Source organism: Chlorobium ferrooxidans DSM 13031 (assembly GCF_000168715.1).
Taxonomy (GTDB): Bacteria; Bacteroidota; Chlorobiia; order Chlorobiales; family Chlorobiaceae; genus Chlorobium; species Chlorobium ferrooxidans.
Genome location: NZ_AASE01000016.1, coordinates 14,415 through 31,214, shown reverse-complemented (window position 1 = coordinate 31,214; position 16,800 = coordinate 14,415). Strand labels below are relative to the sequence as shown.

The following is a 16,800-nucleotide window of genomic DNA, read 5'->3' as shown; positions in this document are numbered from 1 at the left end:
AATAACTGAAGACGACCTGCTGTAATGACGCTGCCTGCTGAAGACGCAACATCAAACAATACGACACGTTCCGGGCCTCAAAGAGAGCGTTCACTATCGGGACGCCTTCTTTCGGCGTTTCCGGCGTTTCAGAGTCCTGATTTCCGCCGCTACTTTCCCGGACAGGTAATCTCCATGATCGGCACCTGGATCCAGATGGTGGCCCAGGGGTGGCTGGTGCTTGAAATTACCGGTTCAGCGTTTGACGTGGGTCTTGCAGCCGCAGCCTCAACCCTGCCTACTCTTTTTCTCTCCCTCTTCGGCGGTGTGCTTGTTGATCGCTATCCGCGCAGAACCATTCTGCTCTGGACGCAGTCATCGGCTATGCTGCTGGCTTTTGTACTTGGATATTTTGCCTTGACCGGCACCGTCACCATCGGCATCATCCTTCTGCTCTCTTTTCTGCTCGGATGCGTCAATGCCCTGAATGTTCCGGCTCTCCAGGCTTTTCTGAGTGAAATTGTAGAGCGGGAGCATCTTGCGTCGGCCATTGCGATGAATTCTGCGATCTACAACGGTTCGCGGGTGATCGGTCCGGCTATTGCGGGTTTTCTGATATCGGCAACCGGAACGGGCGGCGCCTTTCTGCTTAATGGTGTGAGCTTTCTTGCGGTTATTCTCTCACTCATCTCCATGAAAGCATCGCCTAAAAAGGGAGGCGCGACCATTTCAGGCAATCCTGTGCTGGCGATCAGGGAGGGGCTGAGCTACTCCTGGCAGCATCCGGTGATCCGCACCGCTATTTTTTTTATTGCCGTAATCGCCATTTTTGCATGGTCCTATGTTACCATGCTTCCGGTTATTGCCAAACAAACATTCGGCATGGGAGCAACAGGTCTTGGCTATCTCTACGGGGTGTCTGGTCTTGGTTCGGTTATCGGGACCGTGCTTGTCTCCATCTTCTCCGGAAGAGTTGACCGGCTTGTTTTCATTGCCGGTGGTACCATTCTGTTCGCTCTGGCACTAATCGGGTTTACCTTCTCTGTTTCACTGCCGGTGGCGCTTTTTTTCCTTTTCCTTGGCGGGTTCGGTCTTGTGGCAGCCGTATCCACCCTGAGCGCTACCATCCAGAGCACGGTTGATGACCGTTTTCGTGGCCGGGTGATGAGCCTCTACATGATGGTCTTTATGGGTTTTATGCCGATCGGCAACCTGGAGATCGGCTATATTTCGGAGCATTTCGGTACCGGCATTGCCATCCGGGCAGGGTGCATGGTAACCATTCTTGCTGCGATAGTTCTCATCTACACCAATCGCAGTGTCCGCAACGCTTACAGCCGTTACAACTCATCGGAAGGGGCGCAGTAATAACGGACCCTTCATATTCAGTGGGCGGAGGAGAGGTCTGCTTTTTCGCTTTTGTTGATTTTAATGAAAAAAAGCAGCGGCAGTGCAAGCGCAAAGAGCAGGGCGATCAGCATGAATGCATCCATATAGGCGAGATGGTGGCTTTGTATGGTAACCGTGCCTTCCAGCGCCTTCAGGGCTACAAGCTCCGATTCGGAGGGTGAAACACCGGCCCTCATGGTTGCGGCCTGCTTAATGGCATCAATTCTTGCCACTGCGGCTGGGTCGTAGGGGGAGAGATGGCTCAGCAGTTCTACCCGGTGAGCGGCAACCCGTTTGGCGATATAGGTGTTGGTGATTGCGATGCCGAAAGAGCCGCCAAGCTGACGCACCATGTTGTTGAGCCCGGTTGCCTGCCCGATATCCCTGCCGTGCAGCCCTGCCACCGCGAGCATGGTGACCGGAATAAAGATGAAGCCAAGGGCTACACCACGCAGGAGCAGTACCCAGAAGAAGTTTTCAGAGCCCGACTGCATGGTTTGCTGGCCGAGGTTCCAGCAGAAAAAGACAAATGCGCTCATCCCGAAACTCATAAGCAGTTTTGGTGATGCACCCCTCTGAAGGGCGATGCCAAGCGGCAGCGCAATGATTCCGGTTACGAGTGCACTTGGAAAGAGCACGGTTCCCGTAAGGAGAGCCGTAAAGCCGAGAAGCCGCTGAACAAAGACGGGGAAGACAAAGAGAGAGCCGTAGAGGCCGTATCCGACGATAAAGGTAAGAACTGCCGCAATAGCAAGGTTGTTGCTTCGGGCAAGCACCCGCAGGTCAACAGCCGGCTCTTCGGTGTGCAGCTCCCACCAGACAAATGCTATCAGGGATACTACAGCAATGATAGTGAACCAGGTGATATAGGGTGTTTCAAACCAGTCTTTTGACTCTCCCCGTTCAAGAATGAACTGCAACGAGCCGATACCGACAGCGAGAAGTCCGATGCCGGTCCAGTCGATTTTCGATACAGCATGCTGTACCTTTGGCTCCTTGATAAAGGTGAATGCCGACCATGCGGCAAGCAGACCGACCGGGATGTTGACAAAAAAGCACCACTCCCACGTCATGTAGTCAACCAGAAAACCGCCAAGCAGAGGGCCGAAAGTCGGGCCGAGAACCAGCCCCATCGAAAAAATACCGGTTGCCTTGCCCCGCTCTTCAGGACGGTAGGTTTCGTAGAGAATGGCCTGGGATGTAGGCAGAAGTGCTCCGCCGCCAAGGCCCTGCAGAAAGCGGAAAAAGACCAGCGTCCAGATGTTCGGCGCCATGCCGCAAAGCAGCGAAGCTGCGGTAAAAAGCAGTATGGAACCGATGTAGTAGTTCCGACGCCCGAGCAGGTTGCCGAGAAAGCCGGAAAGCGGAATGACGATAACGTTGGCGATGGCGTAGCTGGTGATGACCCATGCCACATCCTCAATACTTGCGCCGAGGTTGCCGCTGATCTGTGTGAGCGCTACGTTGACGATGGTTGTGTCGATCAGCTCAAGCATTGCCGAGACGATAACCGTCAACGTGATGATCACTTTCTTCAACCCGGTCTCATAGGCGTGGGCCGGATTCGGCAGCATTGGGGCAATGGAGGTCATTTTACCCTCACCTCAACCACCACGTTCATCCCGGCCGCCAACTGCTGCGCTTTGTCCGGGGTTTCGGTAAATACAATTTTCACCGGAACCCGTTGCGCTACCTTGATGAAGTTTCCGCTTGCATTGTCGGGCGGCAGCAGAGAGAACTTTGCCCCGGTACCTGATGAGATGGACTCGATTTTTCCTTTGAACTCCTTGCCAGGGTAGGCATCAACATGGATGATGACCGGAAGCCCGGGAGTGATTTTATCAAGTTGGGTCTCCTTGAAATTTGCCACAACCCATAATTTATTGCTGCCCACAATTGCTATAAGCTGCTGGCCGGGGGCTACGTACTGCCCCGGTTGAACACTCTTTCTGGATATATGCCCTGAAGCCGGAGCGGTTATGGTGGTGTAGGACAACTGGAGTTCGGCATTGCGCAGTTCCGCCTCACGCATTTTAACCTGTGCAGCGGCAGCACCCCGCTGGCTTGTCGCTGAAGCATACTGGGCTTTCGCTGCGTCAGCACCGGCACGGACCGCATCGAATTCCGCCTGTGACACAACGTCCTGCCGCCGAAGGTTGTTGTTGCGCCCGAGATCGGCATTGAGCTTGCGCTCGGTTGCTGCAGCGGCATTTGCATTTGCTTCTGCCGCCAAAACGGAGGCGCGGGCACTCTGCAGCGCAGCCGATGCAATGTCACGGCGCACTTCATAATCCGCAGCTTCAAGCCGGATAACTGTTTCCCCTTGTTTTACTATCCGGTTATCATCGACGAGAACATCCTGAACCTTTCCCGGAATGCGCGATATGACCGGATAGACATCGCCCTCAATCTGGGCGTTATCAGTTTCAACATAGAGGAATGAGTGGTAGAGTCGGCCGCCGCCCCAGATTACGGCTGTGGCAATGGCAATCACGACAATAATGATGCGCACCGGCTTCGATGCTTTCAATGGTGTTTTTTCCTTTGTGATGTTCTCTGGCATTGTTTTCGATTCAGGTTGTTCCATGTTTTTTTGTCTGGTTGTCAGGTGTTTTCATTACCATAACAGGGCACTCAGCCTGGCGCATGACCATTTCTGCAGTGCTTCCTACAAGAAGCCGGGTGAGGGCTGTGGAGCCGTGAGAGCCGAGCATGATCATATCCGCCTGCTGCTCGGCAGCATAGCCAAGAATGCCTGCTGCCGGATCACCGTGCTGCAAGGCAAAGCGGATGTTTGAGCCGTGCGGTTCAAGGATATTGCTGTAACGGGAAAACTCATGCAGGTGCATACCGTGAATTCCTTTGTTTTGCTCATTTTCAGAAGCAATATGGAGGATAATGAGTTCCGTCTCTTTACACCCCATCTCTGCGGCATAACTGATCATGGCATCCGAACAGGCCGAAAAATCAACGGCACAGATAATTTTTTTCAGTGTGCGTGTCATATTACCAGAAAACCTCCCCGGTTGCCCGTTTCAGTGCATAGCTGCTCATTACGTATTCATAGGTCGCCTGCAACCGGGCAAGTTCTGCCTGGGAAAGTGAAGCTTCCGTGTCGAGAAGGTCAAGCGTGGTTGCCATACCGTTTTCGAATCGTGCCCGGGCATGTTCGGCAGCGAGTTTCGCCTGATTTACCTGGGCATCGGTAGTCAGGAGCTTTTTCGATGAGGTCTGAACTCCGTCAAGCATCTCTTCGACTTCGTTTTTTACCTGCTGCTCGGTATCAAGCCTGCGCAACGTGGCGGCATGCATGAGCGCCGTGGCTTCCTGTCGTTCAGCACGGTTACGGAAGCCTGAAAAGATGGGGATTTCAAGATGAAGCCCGGCGGCAATGTTATTACGCATCGCCTCAATATCGGGCTGGTAGCCATTGCTCCTGCCGTAGGAGGCACTTCCGGTAATGACCGGCATCCCCTCTTTTATGGCGATGGATCGCTTTTGGCTGGCACTCTTTTCGTTCTCAATTGAAAGTTTCACCTCCAGCCGCTGCTGTAACGCCTGAGCCACCATTCCGGTTTCTCTTGCTGCGGATGGCGTGACGGAAAATGAGCCATTGAGGGTTAACGGTCCGTTATCAGCGATGCCCGTCAGGCGCCGCAGGGCCAGTTCGTTCCGGCGCAGGGCATGAGCCAGATCAAGCGCTCTGCTCCGGGCGGCAGCGATACGCACTTCGGTGGAGAGGAGATCAAACCGGGTTGCTGATCCTGCCTGGTATCGTTTTGTCGAGAAGTCGAGAGCCTTGTTCAGCGCCGCAATCTCCTTCTGTTCTACCCTTATGCTTTCGTGCAGCAAAAGATTTCCGTAAAAGAGCTGGATACTCTGCCAGGAGAGCTCCCGGCGGGAAATTTCGAGTGCGTGTTCGGCCGATCTTTTCCCTGAGAGTGCAAGCTCGACACCGTTTCCCCGTTTTCCGAAATCAAATATTGTGGCCCTTGCGGTGACTTTGGCGTCGTAGTTGTTGTTGGGCATGAATTTGATCGGAGCGCTGCCGCCAAAACTCATTTCCGAGACCGGATCAATATAGGTGTACCCTGCACTTGCCGTTATCTGAGGGAACCAGGTGCTTCTGCTTTTGGTAACCCGGGCATCGGCAGCAGTGATTTCTTCGGCTGCGGCTTTCAGGGCCGGGTGGTTTTCACGAACAAGCCCGATTGTTTTTTCAAGTGTCAGTACCCCTTCGGGGGATTCTCCTCCGAGAGCACTCCGGCATGGCATTGCAAGCATCATTGCTGCGCCTGTCCACACGGCAACTCTTATCAGTATTCTCTTCATTATTTCCCGGTGATTTCGGGCTGCGCTATAAATGTATTCTCCCGACACGTTCGGGACTCAAACCGTGCGCAACAATGTATAGTGAAGCCCTTTATTCTTTTACCCAAGGTGTTCTTTCCTGTTATTACTTATTAAGGCAATTCGTATGCCAGAAAGAAAAGGGAAGAAAAATAGAGTTAACATGTTATTAAAATAGGGTTTAGTATCTTTTCTCTTTTCGCTTGTTCTGAAATAATGAGAATATTCTCTATTTTGTCTTCCTATTATTTAGGAATATCATCTTTCTTGCGATCCTATGAGTATCTCTTCATCCCATGAGGCGCATATGCTTATGCAGTATATAAGCGATGCCGTCGGTTCCATTCGCGATCCCCAGGAGCTGTTCCGGACAGTAACAGACAAACTCCGTCTGGTATTTGAGTTTGATTCCGTCGTTATTATCACCTTTGACAAGGACCGGCGCTACAGCAGTGTTTTTTTTGAAATGCTTCGTTTTCAGCTTCCTGATGGTGTCGAGCGTAAAAAGCGGCCGATAGCCGGCTCCTGGATTGAACCCCATCTGGGAGATGTGACGGTATCCGTGCTGAATATCGGAGAGTCGATCGGCAGTTTTCCTGCGGATTTTCCTGTTCCCCAGGTGCTCTATGAACTCGGTATGCGCCAGGTTGTACTTGCTCCGCTGCGAACCGGGGGAAAGGTTATCGGCTTTCTCTGTTTTGTTTCAAAGGATGACAAAAAAAAGTGGCTGGAGAGCGAGAAGGGGCTTCTTGTAACCCTTTCTTCCCCGATAGCGGTTGCCGTCAGCAATGCGCTGGCCTACGAGGAGCTCCGGCAGCGCGAAGCGCAGACCGCCATGCAGCTTGCCGTCAACAATGCCCTGCTTACCATCAAGGATCGCAACCGGATGCTGCTTTCAGTCTGCGAGCAGATCGACAAGCTCATGCCCTGCACCTTTCTTGGCATAAGGGTTATGGGTGAGGATGGCTCGTTTCGTGTTTATGACAATTTTATGCACGAGAACAATAGCGGCTTTTTGCAGGTCACTTCGAATGAGCTGCTTGGGGTTGTCGATTCCGAAGCGATAGCACGGGAGAGTTTTTCGCTTATCACTACTCCTGGATGCTACAGCGGGGAAAGTTTTCTTCAGCTCTGTTCTTCATACCGTATTCTTGCGCTTGTCCGTGAAAAATTCGGCATCTGCTCCCTGCTTACCGTTCCGCTCTGGGATATGCCGGGAAGCCGGGCAGGATTGATTATCTCCGATACCTCACGTGTTTTTGATGAGCAGGATCAGGCAATGGTCCGGTTGATTGTTCCCCAGCTCTCCCTTGCCCTGCAGAACTATCTTGCGTTCGAGGAGATTGATGAGCTCCGCCGGAAGCTTGAGGGGGAGCGGACCTGCCTTCTTGACGAGATCAAGGCGGAGCATAACTTTGAAGAGATTATCGGCAGGAGCGCCTCACTTGGCGCAGTACTCCGGCGGGTAAGCCAGGTCGCGCCGACTGATGCCACCGTACTTATTCAGGGAGAAACAGGTACCGGCAAGGAGCTGTTTGCCAGGGCGTTGCATAATCTCTCTTCCCGAAAGCAGCGCACACTGATCAAGATAAACTGTGCAGCACTGCCGGCGCCGCTGATTGAATCAGAGCTGTTCGGCCATGAAAAAGGGAGTTTTACCGGTGCCACAGAGCGGAGGATCGGTAAATTCGAACTGGCAGAGGGGGGGACGATTTTTCTTGATGAGATAGGGGAGCTGCCGCTTGAGCTGCAGGCCAAACTGCTTCGTGTGCTTCAGGAGCGTGAGTTTGAGCGTCTTGGCGGAAGGCAGATTATCAAGGTTGATGTGCGTGTTCTTGCCGCTACCAATCGTGATCTCGCAAAAGAGGTAGCCGAGGGGCGCTTTCGCGAGGATCTCTTTTTCCGCCTCAATGTTTTTCCGCTTGTTATTCCTCCACTCAGTGAACGAAGGGATGATATTGCGATGCTTGCTGCCCATTTCGCCGCCAAATATGCAAGGGAGTTCGGCAAACCGCTTCGTCTGTTTAAAGAGAGTGATATGAAGCGTCTTGTTGAGCGGGAGTGGAAGGGCAATATCCGTGAACTGGCTCATCTCATTGAGCAGGCGGTTATCGTTTCTGACGGAGCATCACTGGATTTCTCCTCGATTTTATCTCCGGCGCAGCCTGTCGCGGGGCGACCTTCCGGGGGAGCGGTTAAAACCATGCAGGATTTTGAACTTGATATTGCCGTGCTGGAGCGGGAACTGATACTTGAGGCCCTTGATCGTTCAAAGGGCAGGGTGAGCGGCATCGGCGGTGCCGCCGAACTGCTTGCAATGCACCCTAAAACGCTCTACTCCCGAATCGACAAGCTGTGTATCAAAAAACGGTATCAGTAGGGAAACGCTATAAACCCTTTTACGTGATTCAATGGAATCGCTTAAGGCCTTTAACAAAGGAATGAAAAGACATCAAGGACATCAAGGACATCAAAGACAGAGAGAAAATACGGCACATCACTCAACTCTCTTTTCCCCCTCTTCTCCACTTTCTTCCGCTTTTATCCGCAAATCTGGCGGATGGCGCGGGCGACAATCGGGATCCCTTCGGCAATCTGATCAGGGGTGTTGTTACAGTAGGAGAGCCGCAGTGTATTGTTGCGCACAACCGAAGGCGTCGGGTCAAAGGTGCGGCCTATGACGAATACTGCTCCGCCTTCAATGGCAATCTGCAAAATCCGGGAGGCATCACACCCTTCCGGAAGGGTAAGCCAGATATAGAATCCGCCCCTGGGCTCGTTCCACTCTACATAGTCGGGCAGGTGCTCCCGGAGAGCGGCAACCATGGCGGCGGCCCTCCTCTTATACTCCTGGCGGACGCTGGCGATATAGCTGTCAATCTGGCCGGAGCGGATGAAGGTGTCGGCGATCACCTGGGTGAAGCTCGGTGAACAGGCATCGGCAGACTGCTTGATCAGTTCACATTTATTGTAAATCTCTTCAGGTGCAAGCATCCAGCCGAGTCGAAGTCCCGGCCCGAGAATTTTGGAGAACGATCCGGTGTAGCAGATATCGATTCCGCCGGGATTGATCGACTTCATCGGCTGGAGGCGCAGACGGTCCTCTTCAAAAAAATAGAGATCCCCGTATGCATCATCCTCAATGAGCGGAATCTCCTCTCCCTGGAGTGCAGCAACAAGCGCCTCCTTGCGATCCTGAGTGTAGAGCAGCCCTGCGGGGTTGTGGAAATATGGCGTGATGTAGAGAAATTTTGGTTTTACGCTGTGTGCGATTTCCTCTTGCAGCGCCGCTATCGAAATACCCTCGCGATCAACCGGCAATCCTTTGAGCGCGGCTTCATGGGCGCGGAATGCGGAGAGCGCACCGATAAAACAGGGGTTTTCAACCAGCACGGGGTCCCCCGGATCTATAAATGCCTTGGCAAGCAGGTTGAGTGCCTGCTGCGAGCCGGTAGTGATGAGCAGCCGGTTCTCCTTTACCGGCAGCCCCTTCTTTTCAAGGAAGTCTCCGAGCGATTCAAGGAGGGTTGGCAGCCCCGGTGTAGGGCCGTACTGAAACGCGGACTGCTTGGTTTTTTCACTGAGCTGTGAGAAGAGCTCTTCGATCTCCCTGACGGGAAAGAGGTCATTACCGGGCATCCCCCCAGCAAAAGAGATGATGTCCGGTCGTGAAGCGAGCGTCATAAGATCCCTGATCTCGGAAGAGCGGAGTGATGAAACAGATTTGGAGAATCTTGGCATTGCTTGCTATTGATAAAAAATAATTGGTATATCAGCGCTCGAACAGCATCTCTTCTATCTTACATTCGTCCTTGTCGTCCTTGTCGTCTCTGTTGTCCTTTAAGTCCTTTTCTTCACTATCAAACCTGATAAACATCCCCCTCCTGCAACAACTCCATCTTATGCTCCATCAGGACATCGATAATTTTTTGGAGTGATTCAGCCCTGATCACAACGGTTGCCTTGCACTCTCCGGAAGCGAAGGCGTACATATAGTCAATGGCAACGTTGTTGCTCGACAGCAGCTCAAGCGCCTTATGCAGACTGCCGGGACTGTGCGGGATGATCATGCCGATGACATCGGTGATTTTGACGGCAAAGCCCTGTTTCCGGAGAATCTCGGCCGCCGGTTCGGGACGCCCGACAATCATGCGAAGAATGCCGTAGTCGGCGGTATCGGCAATACTGAATGCCGAGATGTTGATGTCATTTTCTGCGAGGATGCCGGTCAGTTCGGTCAGCCGTCCGGTCCTGTTTTCAAGAAAGACTGACAGTTGTTTGATGATCATGGCCACTCCTGTTCGTTATTGAAGTTTGCGTTTGTCAACCACCCGCTGCGCTTTGCCCATGCTTCGCTCAATTGTGCCGTGTTCAACAAGGCGGATAGTTGCACTGATGCCGAGTGTGCTTGCTATATTTGCCCTGATCCGTTGGCGGAGCGCTTCAAGCTCCTTCACTTCATCAGAGAAGAACTGCTCATTGATCTCTACCTGAATCTCAACCGTGTCGAGGTTGTTTTCACGGTCTACAACAAGCAGGTAGTGGGGTTTGGTTTCGCTCATCTCAAGCAGCACCGCCTCTACCTGTGACGGGAAGACATTAACCCCGCGGATAATCAGCATATCGTCCGAGCGTCCGACGCACTTTTCCATTCGAACCAGAGTGCGGCCGCAGTCGCATTTTTCGGCATGCAGCCGGGTAAGGTCGCGGGTCCGGTAGCGGATCAGCGGCATCGCCTCCTTGGTTGCCGGGGTGAAGACCAGTTCACCAAGCTCTCCGTAGGGGAGCACTTCACAGGTATCAGGATTGATGATTTCCGGAATGAAGTGATCTTCAAATACATGCATGCCCTTCTGGCAGTGGCACTCCATCGAGACGCCGGGGCCGATAATTTCACTCAACCCGTAAATATCATAGGCCTTGATGCCGAGAAGCTGCTCGATTTGTGAGCGCATCCCTTCGGTCCATGGCTCGGCGCCGAAAACTCCAGCTTTGAGCTTGATGTTGCGGCGGTCAATTTTCTCTTCAGCAAGGGCTTCGCCGAGGTATGCGGCGTAGGATGGCGTACAGGCGAGGACCGTAGAGCCGAAGTCCTCCATGAGCTGAAGCTGTTTTTTTGTGTTACCGCCGGAGATCGGAATGACCGAGGCTCCAACCTTCTCTGCGCCGTAATGGAGGCCGAGTCCACCGGTAAAGAGCCCGTACCCGTAGGCAATCTGAATGATGTCGGAGTTGGTTACGCCTGCCATGGTGAGTGAGCGGGCAACCACTTCACTCCACATCTGAATGTCGTTTTGGGAGTATCCGACAACGGTTGATTTGCCGGTAGTACCGCTTGATGCGTGCAGCCGGACGATGTCGGTCTGGGGCAGGGTAAAAAGACCGAAGGGGTAGTTGTCACGCAGGTCCTGCTTGGTGGTAAAGGGGAGTTTTTTCAGATCATCAATGGTGTTGATGTCACGCGGGTTGGATTCCCTCTTCCTGAAGTTTTTTTCGGTAGAAAGGGACGGTGTCGTAGACCCGTTAACCATCAATTTTACCCGCTCTCCCTGAAGTTTCAGAAGCGCTTCGCGCTCCATGCACTCATACTGCTTGTTCCAGATCATGTCGCTCATGCTTGAGTTTGTGATACTTCCTCTCCTTTTCTGAATGCCCTGATATTCATGGCTACAATATCAGCTCCTTTTGCCTGAAAGAGCCGCTCTATGGAGCTCTCTATCTCTTCTGAAGCAATGCCGATAAACGGTGATGCCGCTCCAAGCATGACCATGTTGGATACTCTTGTGTTGCCTATCTGGCGGGCAAGTTCTGCGGCGTTGATCAGCACCGGTCGGTTAGTCCGGTCAAGCTCGGCGAGAATCTCATCCATAGCCGGATAGGCTGCCATATTGACAAAGGGTTCTGTCGCGGTTACCACCCGCCCGTGCGGGGCAAGCCAGGGGAGGTAGCGGAGCGCCTCAAGCGGCTCTACCGAAAGGATCAGGTCGGCGGTTCCCCCCGGCAATAAGATCGGAGTAGATCTCCGTATCGGAAATGCGGAGATGTGACTGCACCGCACCTCCTCGCTGGCTCATACCGTGCACCTCAGCCTGCCGGACCGTGAGACCGCCCCGCAGGGCCGCGTGATCGATTACGGCAGCGATGCTCAGTATTCCCTGACCTCCGACTCCGGCAAGAATAATGTTGATCTGCATGGTTTTGTTAAGGCGTTCCTTTCCGGTTACGTTTTTTTCGGGCAGCTGCTTCAATACACTCCCTGTATGCCAGCACGACCGACACGCCATCCCATGCAATCTCCTCCCTGAGGATGGCGATGTTCTCTTCAAGTTGGGATTTCAGCGGAATAATGGTTCTGATATGCTGTTCATCAACGCCGATTCCCCGGCAGATTGCATGCAGTTTCGAGCCTGTTGCTGACGAGTTCTGGCCGCCGGTCATGGCCGTAGTGTCGTTATCAGCGATGATAACCGTGATCGGTGCCTGGTCGTTGACCGCGTCGAGCAGTCCGGTCATGCCGGAGTGCGTGAAGGTGGAGTCACCGATTACCGCTACCGCCGGTCGGAGCCCTGCGTCTGCCGCACCCTTGGCCATGGTGATCGATGCGCCCATATCGACACAGGTGCTGATCGAATTGAAAGGCGGGAGCGCTCCGAGTGTATAGCAGCCGATATCTGAAAATACATGGCGCTCACTACAGGTGCTCATCACCGTGTTGAGTGCTTCATAAAGGTCACGGTGCCCGCACCCCTTGCAGAGTGCCGGGGGACGGTTTGCCACAATCTCAGGCACCGGTATGAGCTTTTTCGGAGCAATTCCGAGAGCTTTGGCTACGCTGTCGGCGTTGAGCTCTCCCGCCCTCGGGAGTGTTCCGTCGAGGCGTCCCCTGATATTCCTGCCGCCGAAATAGCCTCTCAGCAGCTCTTCGTAGACCGGGTAACCCTCCTCGGCAACAAGCACTGTTTCGCAGCGGCAGAAGAGATCCTCGATCGCTTTTCTCGGCATCGGATAGCAGCCGGTTTTGAGAACAGGGAACTCCATACCGTAAGCCTGCCGAACCTCCATGACATAGTTGAATGCAATACCGAAGGCAAGAACGCCTGTTGAGCCCGTTCCGGGAATCAGGCGGTTCAGCCATGACTGCTCTGAATAGGCGTCAAGCTTGTTCTGCATGCCGAGCAGGTGGTTATACTGACGGCGGGCATTATGCGGCATCAGGACAAAGCGTTCAGGAGCATGGATGGCGTTGAGTCTGTTCTGCGGGCGCACCTCCCGCTCTTCGACTCCTGCGCGTGAATGCGCAAGCCTTGTCGTAAGCCGGAGCAGTACCGGAAGTCTGAAGGACTCCGAAAGATCAAAAGCCTCTCGTGTAGCATCGTAAAGTTCCTGCTGAGAGGCCGGTTCAAGCACCGGCAGCATGGCGAATTTTCCATAAACCCGGCTGTCCTGCTCGTTTTGCGAGGAGTGCATCGACGGGTCGTCAGCTACGGCAACAACGAGTCCGCCATTTACCCCGGTAATGGCCGAGTTGATAAAGGCATCGGCGGCAACATTAAGGCCGACATGCTTCATGCAGACCAGACTCCGTTTGCCTGCATAGGACATACCGAGAGCCGCTTCATAGGCGGTTTTTTCGTTCGCAGACCAGGCAGAGCGCACCGGCTCTTTCCTTTGATGGCTGTTCTTCTGGATGTATTCGGTGATTTCGGTCGAAGGGGTTCCGGGGTAGGCGTAGACGCCGGATATTCCGCCGTCAAGAGCACCGAGAGCAATAGCTTCAGCACCCAGTAAGAGTTCTTTTTTCATGCAGCAAACTTACGGATTATCATCGAAGATCAGAAATTTTTCGTTCTGAAGAGATGGAAAAGAGAAAATCATGATGGCTTCTGAAATGCAGCAATGTGGAGATGTTCTTCTGGTGTCAAATCCTGAAAAAGCGCTTTTCATTTATGGCGGAGCATGCCGAAGACCTTCTCCGGGATATTGCCTGGTCTTATGACGTGTCCTCCCGGTTTTGAATGGGCCGTATTTGTTCATAAGTGCCGGATATGGTATACTTAAGCTATGCGCAGCTTCGGCGCATAGGTGTTCTGTACCGCAATCAAACTTCTTATAACCGCAGGAGGTGCTGTATGAATAAACGTGCAGAAGAACTGCAGGCGAAAGCAGAAAAGGTATTTGCCGAACTTAAGGAAATTCATGCCGAATCGCTTGAACTTGAATCGACACTTTCCGCTGATCAGGATGTACTTGATAGGGTGAGGGGTATAAAAGCAGAGCTTGGTCTGCAAAAGGTTCCAACATGGCCGATTCAGGGTCCGGGGAGTGCTTCATGTGGATGGTGCACCGCGGGTAGCGGGCGATAGGTTTGCTGTTTCCCATAGATTCCGATCACCGGGACAGCTGATGGCCGCACTGAGTAATTCTACATGGCTTAAAGTGCAGCAAGAGGAACGCCGTTTTCTTGTTCACATTATCATGACAGAGCGCTGCAACCTCAAGTGCGCCTATTGCTATCAGAAGAAGGGTCGTGAGGGCGGTGATCTTGATGTCGAAAGGGCATTGGAGACTCTTTTTGCCATCATTGACGGCATCGATCCTTCGACCGATACGTCGATACGGTTTTTCGGTGGAGAACCGCTGCTTGAGTTTGAGAAGATCAAACAACTCACCAAGACCGCCCGTGCCTACTGGCTCAAAACAGCACGGGATCCCTCAAAGCTTGTTTTCGGTATTACAACCAACGGGACCCTCCTGAATGAGGATATCAGGAACTGGCTGCTTGAAAACCCCGATGTCTCGCTTGCTGTAAGTCTTGACGGCACACCGGAGATGCATAACGCCAACCGTTCTGATTCCTATGCTCTGCTTGAACCGCATCTTGAGTTTATAAAGCGTTACGGGGTTCCTGTGAAAATGACCATCGGACCCGCCTCTATTCGGCATTGTGCAGAAGGGATCATGTTTCTTGATAATCTGGGATTCACTTGCCAGGCGAACCTGGTTTTTGAGGATGTATGGGGTGGTGAGGCAAGCCGTCACGCATATCTGCAATCCTTCGGCAGGGAGCTTGACACGCTGGTGCGTTACTATTCCGACAATCCGGCCATTCCACGAACAACACTTCTTATTCCGCTTGAGGCAAGCCTGCCGCTTCCTGAAAACTACCACTTCCTTGAATCCTATCTGTGCGGTATCGGTAAAAATATGGCAACCATCGGTACCGATGGCAAGCAATACACCTGTGAACGGGCAATCCCTTTTTCCCGGGACGGATCGGAGGCTTTTTTTGATCTTTCACGCAAGAAACTGAAGCCCGAAACATGCGCAGCCTGTCCGCTTCTGCCGCTTTGTCCTGAATGCCGCGCCTATAATTTTGAGCACTATGGCGACGCAAACCATAAAACCACCTATCACTGCGAATTTCTTCAGCTTCAGCTCCGGGCGTCAGCGTTGCTGCTTTTTAATGATGTGTGCCGGATAAAAAAAACAGGTGAGATGCTCTCTCTTGGTGAAGAGGAGATCGCGCTGCTTCAGCGGCAGATCGATACCGCCCTATTTATTGAACAGTTTACCCGCCCGCTCCATGACCGGCTTTTTGGCAGGTGACGGATGCATCCAGGTTTTGGCCATGCGGGGCAGAGAGATCCTTTTTTCTGAAATCCATCTTCAGATAAACCGTTATGAGTACAGTCTCCGCTACCAGCATGTCTCCTGATCGTTAAGGGTGTATTCGTTTCTATTATATGCCTAACCATCGTAACAGTTCATAGCGGCTGATAATTTTTTCTACGAGAAGCGGTCCTGCTTAGGACGGGTTACAAAAATCCAATAAATTCCCCAAGAAATACGCTAAGGTTTACTTGCGATATAACACAGCTTCCTTTGCTTTTTATTACATTTAATTGTGATGCGTTTATTCGCTTCTGACTTCTAAAAGAAATAATAATGTTATGAAAAAAAATGAATTTACTTCAGATGATATGAATGATAGAACTGTAGTTGTTTTTGCCGGTGCAGGTGCTTCAAAAGCGGTTGATCCAAAAATATATCCGACAACGGTTGAGTTCTTTGAGCAGTTGCCAATAGAGATCAAGGAGAACTTATTGTTTAATGAATTGCTCAATTTCCTGAAAAATCAGAACGAAACAGTGAGTATTGACATTGAACAGGTCCTTTGGCATCTTCAAGAGTTCGATAAGTTTTGTTCTGTGGCATGTGACCAAGGAAAATTGCCAGGATGGATGTTAACCGACCATAGGTTATCCAAAATAACCAAGATGGAAAATCATAATCTGCAGTTATTTAAAAGCCAATCTAACGCGGCTTTAAGCATGATCCGTGAGCTTATGGATAGCATTAATGAACAAGTTTATAGATTTTATTCAGAAGAACCAAATAGTATCCGACTTGAAAAAACGTGGATACCATTTCTTGAGCGACTTCTGACATTTGATGAAAATATAGAAAATATAGAGATTGTTACGACTAATTATGATTTGATAATTGAGACTGCTCTTTCAAAGCTGAATAAGAGCGATTTAAGAAATATTGATACGGGATGGCGAGGTAAAATCAATAGAACGCTGGACACAGATCTATGGGCTAAAGAATCAAATAATAATCTATTAACTAAACTGCATGGATCGGTAAACTGGTCCCGAAATGGGAAGAAAATTCATATTGGTGATCCTTTCTATAAGGGTAGTCACAATAAGCACGCTATTATTTATCCGGGCTTCAAAGGACGACCTGATGAAGCATTGTTTCAGGCATTTCACGCACATTTCGCAAAGTCACTTGAACGGAGTATTGCAATTGTTTTCATAGGGTTTGCATTTCGAGATGAGTATATCAACGATTTATGTGACAGATATATTAGAGATGATGCACCCGTTATTGTTATTGATCCAATAGAGAAAATTAAACTCGGTTTTTCTCATCCTACACATAATACTATACATATCAATTCAGGATTTGATCAGAATAGTTCGCTTAGAGTATTAGATGCAGTTAACAGTATGTTTCCGCCTTATTAATTCTATCAATGGTCAACGAATTAGAATTTGAAACACGCCTGAATAA

The 16,800-nt window shown here is 51.5% G+C and carries 12 protein-coding genes and 2 pseudogenes; 5 read left to right on the top strand and 9 right to left on the bottom strand.

The features are described 5' to 3' along the window. Positions 1–24 precede the first annotated feature (24 nt). Positions 25–1,347 carry an MFS transporter gene (locus tag CFERDRAFT_RS08250; protein WP_006366759.1) on the top strand — a complete coding sequence of 441 codons (1,323 nt, stop codon included), beginning with the start codon at positions 25–27 and terminating at the stop codon, positions 1,345–1,347. A gap of 17 nt (positions 1,348–1,364) precedes the next feature. On the opposite strand, the gene CFERDRAFT_RS08245 is transcribed toward CFERDRAFT_RS08250, so the two are convergent. From CFERDRAFT_RS08245 to CFERDRAFT_RS08230, 4 genes are read right to left on the bottom strand one after another with little or no spacing between them, the layout of a single operon-like run. Further along, entirely contained in the window at positions 1,365–2,960 is a 1,596-nt protein-coding gene (locus CFERDRAFT_RS08245) for a DHA2 family efflux MFS transporter permease subunit (protein WP_006366758.1), read from the bottom strand. Then, entirely contained in the window at positions 2,957–3,955 is a 999-nt protein-coding gene (locus CFERDRAFT_RS08240; protein WP_006366757.1) for an HlyD family secretion protein, read from the bottom strand. The genes CFERDRAFT_RS08245 and CFERDRAFT_RS08240 overlap by 4 nt, the downstream gene beginning before the upstream one ends. Further along, on the bottom strand, positions 3,942–4,373 hold the full coding sequence (locus CFERDRAFT_RS08235) for a universal stress protein (protein ID WP_006366756.1): 432 nt from the start codon (positions 4,371–4,373) through the stop codon (positions 3,942–3,944). The genes CFERDRAFT_RS08240 and CFERDRAFT_RS08235 overlap by 14 nt, the downstream gene beginning before the upstream one ends. A gap of 1 nt (position 4,374) precedes the next feature. Further along, positions 4,375–5,700, bottom strand: coding sequence for a TolC family protein (locus CFERDRAFT_RS08230; RefSeq protein ID WP_006366755.1), 1,326 nt, complete (start codon positions 5,698–5,700; stop codon positions 4,375–4,377). 295 nt (positions 5,701–5,995) lie between these two features. On the opposite strand from CFERDRAFT_RS08230, the gene CFERDRAFT_RS08225 reads away from it, so the two are divergent. Then, on the top strand, positions 5,996–8,098 hold the full coding sequence (locus tag CFERDRAFT_RS08225) for a sigma-54-dependent Fis family transcriptional regulator (protein ID WP_006366754.1): 2,103 nt from the start codon (positions 5,996–5,998) through the stop codon (positions 8,096–8,098). A gap of 161 nt (positions 8,099–8,259) precedes the next feature. Here CFERDRAFT_RS08225 and CFERDRAFT_RS08220 read toward each other — a convergent pair whose 3' ends face one another. From CFERDRAFT_RS08220 to CFERDRAFT_RS08200, 5 genes and pseudogenes are all read right to left on the bottom strand, one after another. Then, the gene (locus tag CFERDRAFT_RS08220; protein ID WP_006366753.1) at positions 8,260–9,459 is read right to left on the bottom strand and encodes an aminotransferase-like domain-containing protein; all 1,200 of its coding nucleotides are present in this window, start codon (positions 9,457–9,459) and stop codon (positions 8,260–8,262) included. Positions 9,460–9,578: 119 nt separating this feature from the next. Then, the gene (locus CFERDRAFT_RS08215; protein WP_006366752.1) at positions 9,579–10,007 is read right to left on the bottom strand and encodes an ACT domain-containing protein; all 429 of its coding nucleotides are present in this window, start codon (positions 10,005–10,007) and stop codon (positions 9,579–9,581) included. A gap of 15 nt (positions 10,008–10,022) precedes the next feature. After that, positions 10,023–11,324: pseudogene (locus CFERDRAFT_RS08210) on the bottom strand (phenylacetate--CoA ligase family protein). 5 nt (positions 11,325–11,329) lie between these two features. Then, a pseudogene (locus CFERDRAFT_RS08205) lies at positions 11,330–11,912 on the bottom strand (indolepyruvate oxidoreductase subunit beta). A gap of 7 nt (positions 11,913–11,919) precedes the next feature. After that, the gene (locus tag CFERDRAFT_RS08200) at positions 11,920–13,521 is read right to left on the bottom strand and encodes a thiamine pyrophosphate-dependent enzyme (RefSeq protein WP_006366749.1); all 1,602 of its coding nucleotides are present in this window, start codon (positions 13,519–13,521) and stop codon (positions 11,920–11,922) included. A gap of 326 nt (positions 13,522–13,847) precedes the next feature. Here CFERDRAFT_RS08200 and CFERDRAFT_RS08195 point away from each other — a divergent pair, with 326 nt between their 5' ends. The 3 genes from CFERDRAFT_RS08195 (at position 13,848) to CFERDRAFT_RS08185 (ending at position 16,754) form a co-directional block, all read left to right on the top strand. Next, a complete protein-coding gene (locus CFERDRAFT_RS08195) occupies positions 13,848–14,081 on the top strand; it encodes a hypothetical protein (protein ID WP_040433524.1) in 234 nt (77 codons plus the stop codon). A 40-nt stretch (positions 14,082–14,121) separates the two neighbouring features. Then, a complete protein-coding gene (locus CFERDRAFT_RS11750; protein ID WP_006366748.1) occupies positions 14,122–15,324 on the top strand; it encodes a radical SAM protein in 1,203 nt (400 codons plus the stop codon). A gap of 344 nt (positions 15,325–15,668) precedes the next feature. Further along, entirely contained in the window at positions 15,669–16,754 is a 1,086-nt protein-coding gene (locus CFERDRAFT_RS08185) for an SIR2 family protein (RefSeq protein ID WP_006366785.1), read from the top strand. The last annotated feature ends 46 nt before the right edge of the window (positions 16,755–16,800 follow it).

What these genes read in the sequence shown, in the direction of transcription:
- CFERDRAFT_RS11750 (WP_006366748.1), top strand. Translation starts at nt 14,122, where the DNA reads ATGGCCGCACTGAGTAATTCTACATGGCTTAAAGTGCAGCAAGAGGAA.
- CFERDRAFT_RS08230 (WP_006366755.1), bottom strand. Translation starts at nt 5,700, where the DNA reads ATGAAGAGAATACTGATAAGAGTTGCCGTGTGGACAGGCGCAGCAATG.
- CFERDRAFT_RS08195 (WP_040433524.1), top strand. Translation starts at nt 13,848, where the DNA reads ATGAATAAACGTGCAGAAGAACTGCAGGCGAAAGCAGAAAAGGTATTT.
- CFERDRAFT_RS08185 (WP_006366785.1), top strand. Translation starts at nt 15,669, where the DNA reads ATGAAAAAAAATGAATTTACTTCAGATGATATGAATGATAGAACTGTA.
- CFERDRAFT_RS08215 (WP_006366752.1), bottom strand. Translation starts at nt 10,007, where the DNA reads ATGATCATCAAACAACTGTCAGTCTTTCTTGAAAACAGGACCGGACGG.
- CFERDRAFT_RS08245 (WP_006366758.1), bottom strand. Translation starts at nt 2,960, where the DNA reads ATGACCTCCATTGCCCCAATGCTGCCGAATCCGGCCCACGCCTATGAG.
- CFERDRAFT_RS08250 (WP_006366759.1), top strand. Translation starts at nt 25, where the DNA reads ATGACGCTGCCTGCTGAAGACGCAACATCAAACAATACGACACGTTCC.
- CFERDRAFT_RS08220 (WP_006366753.1), bottom strand. Translation starts at nt 9,459, where the DNA reads ATGCCAAGATTCTCCAAATCTGTTTCATCACTCCGCTCTTCCGAGATC.
- CFERDRAFT_RS08235 (WP_006366756.1), bottom strand. Translation starts at nt 4,373, where the DNA reads ATGACACGCACACTGAAAAAAATTATCTGTGCCGTTGATTTTTCGGCC.
- CFERDRAFT_RS08225 (WP_006366754.1), top strand. Translation starts at nt 5,996, where the DNA reads ATGAGTATCTCTTCATCCCATGAGGCGCATATGCTTATGCAGTATATA.
- CFERDRAFT_RS08200 (WP_006366749.1), bottom strand. Translation starts at nt 13,521, where the DNA reads ATGAAAAAAGAACTCTTACTGGGTGCTGAAGCTATTGCTCTCGGTGCT.
- CFERDRAFT_RS08240 (WP_006366757.1), bottom strand. Translation starts at nt 3,955, where the DNA reads ATGGAACAACCTGAATCGAAAACAATGCCAGAGAACATCACAAAGGAA.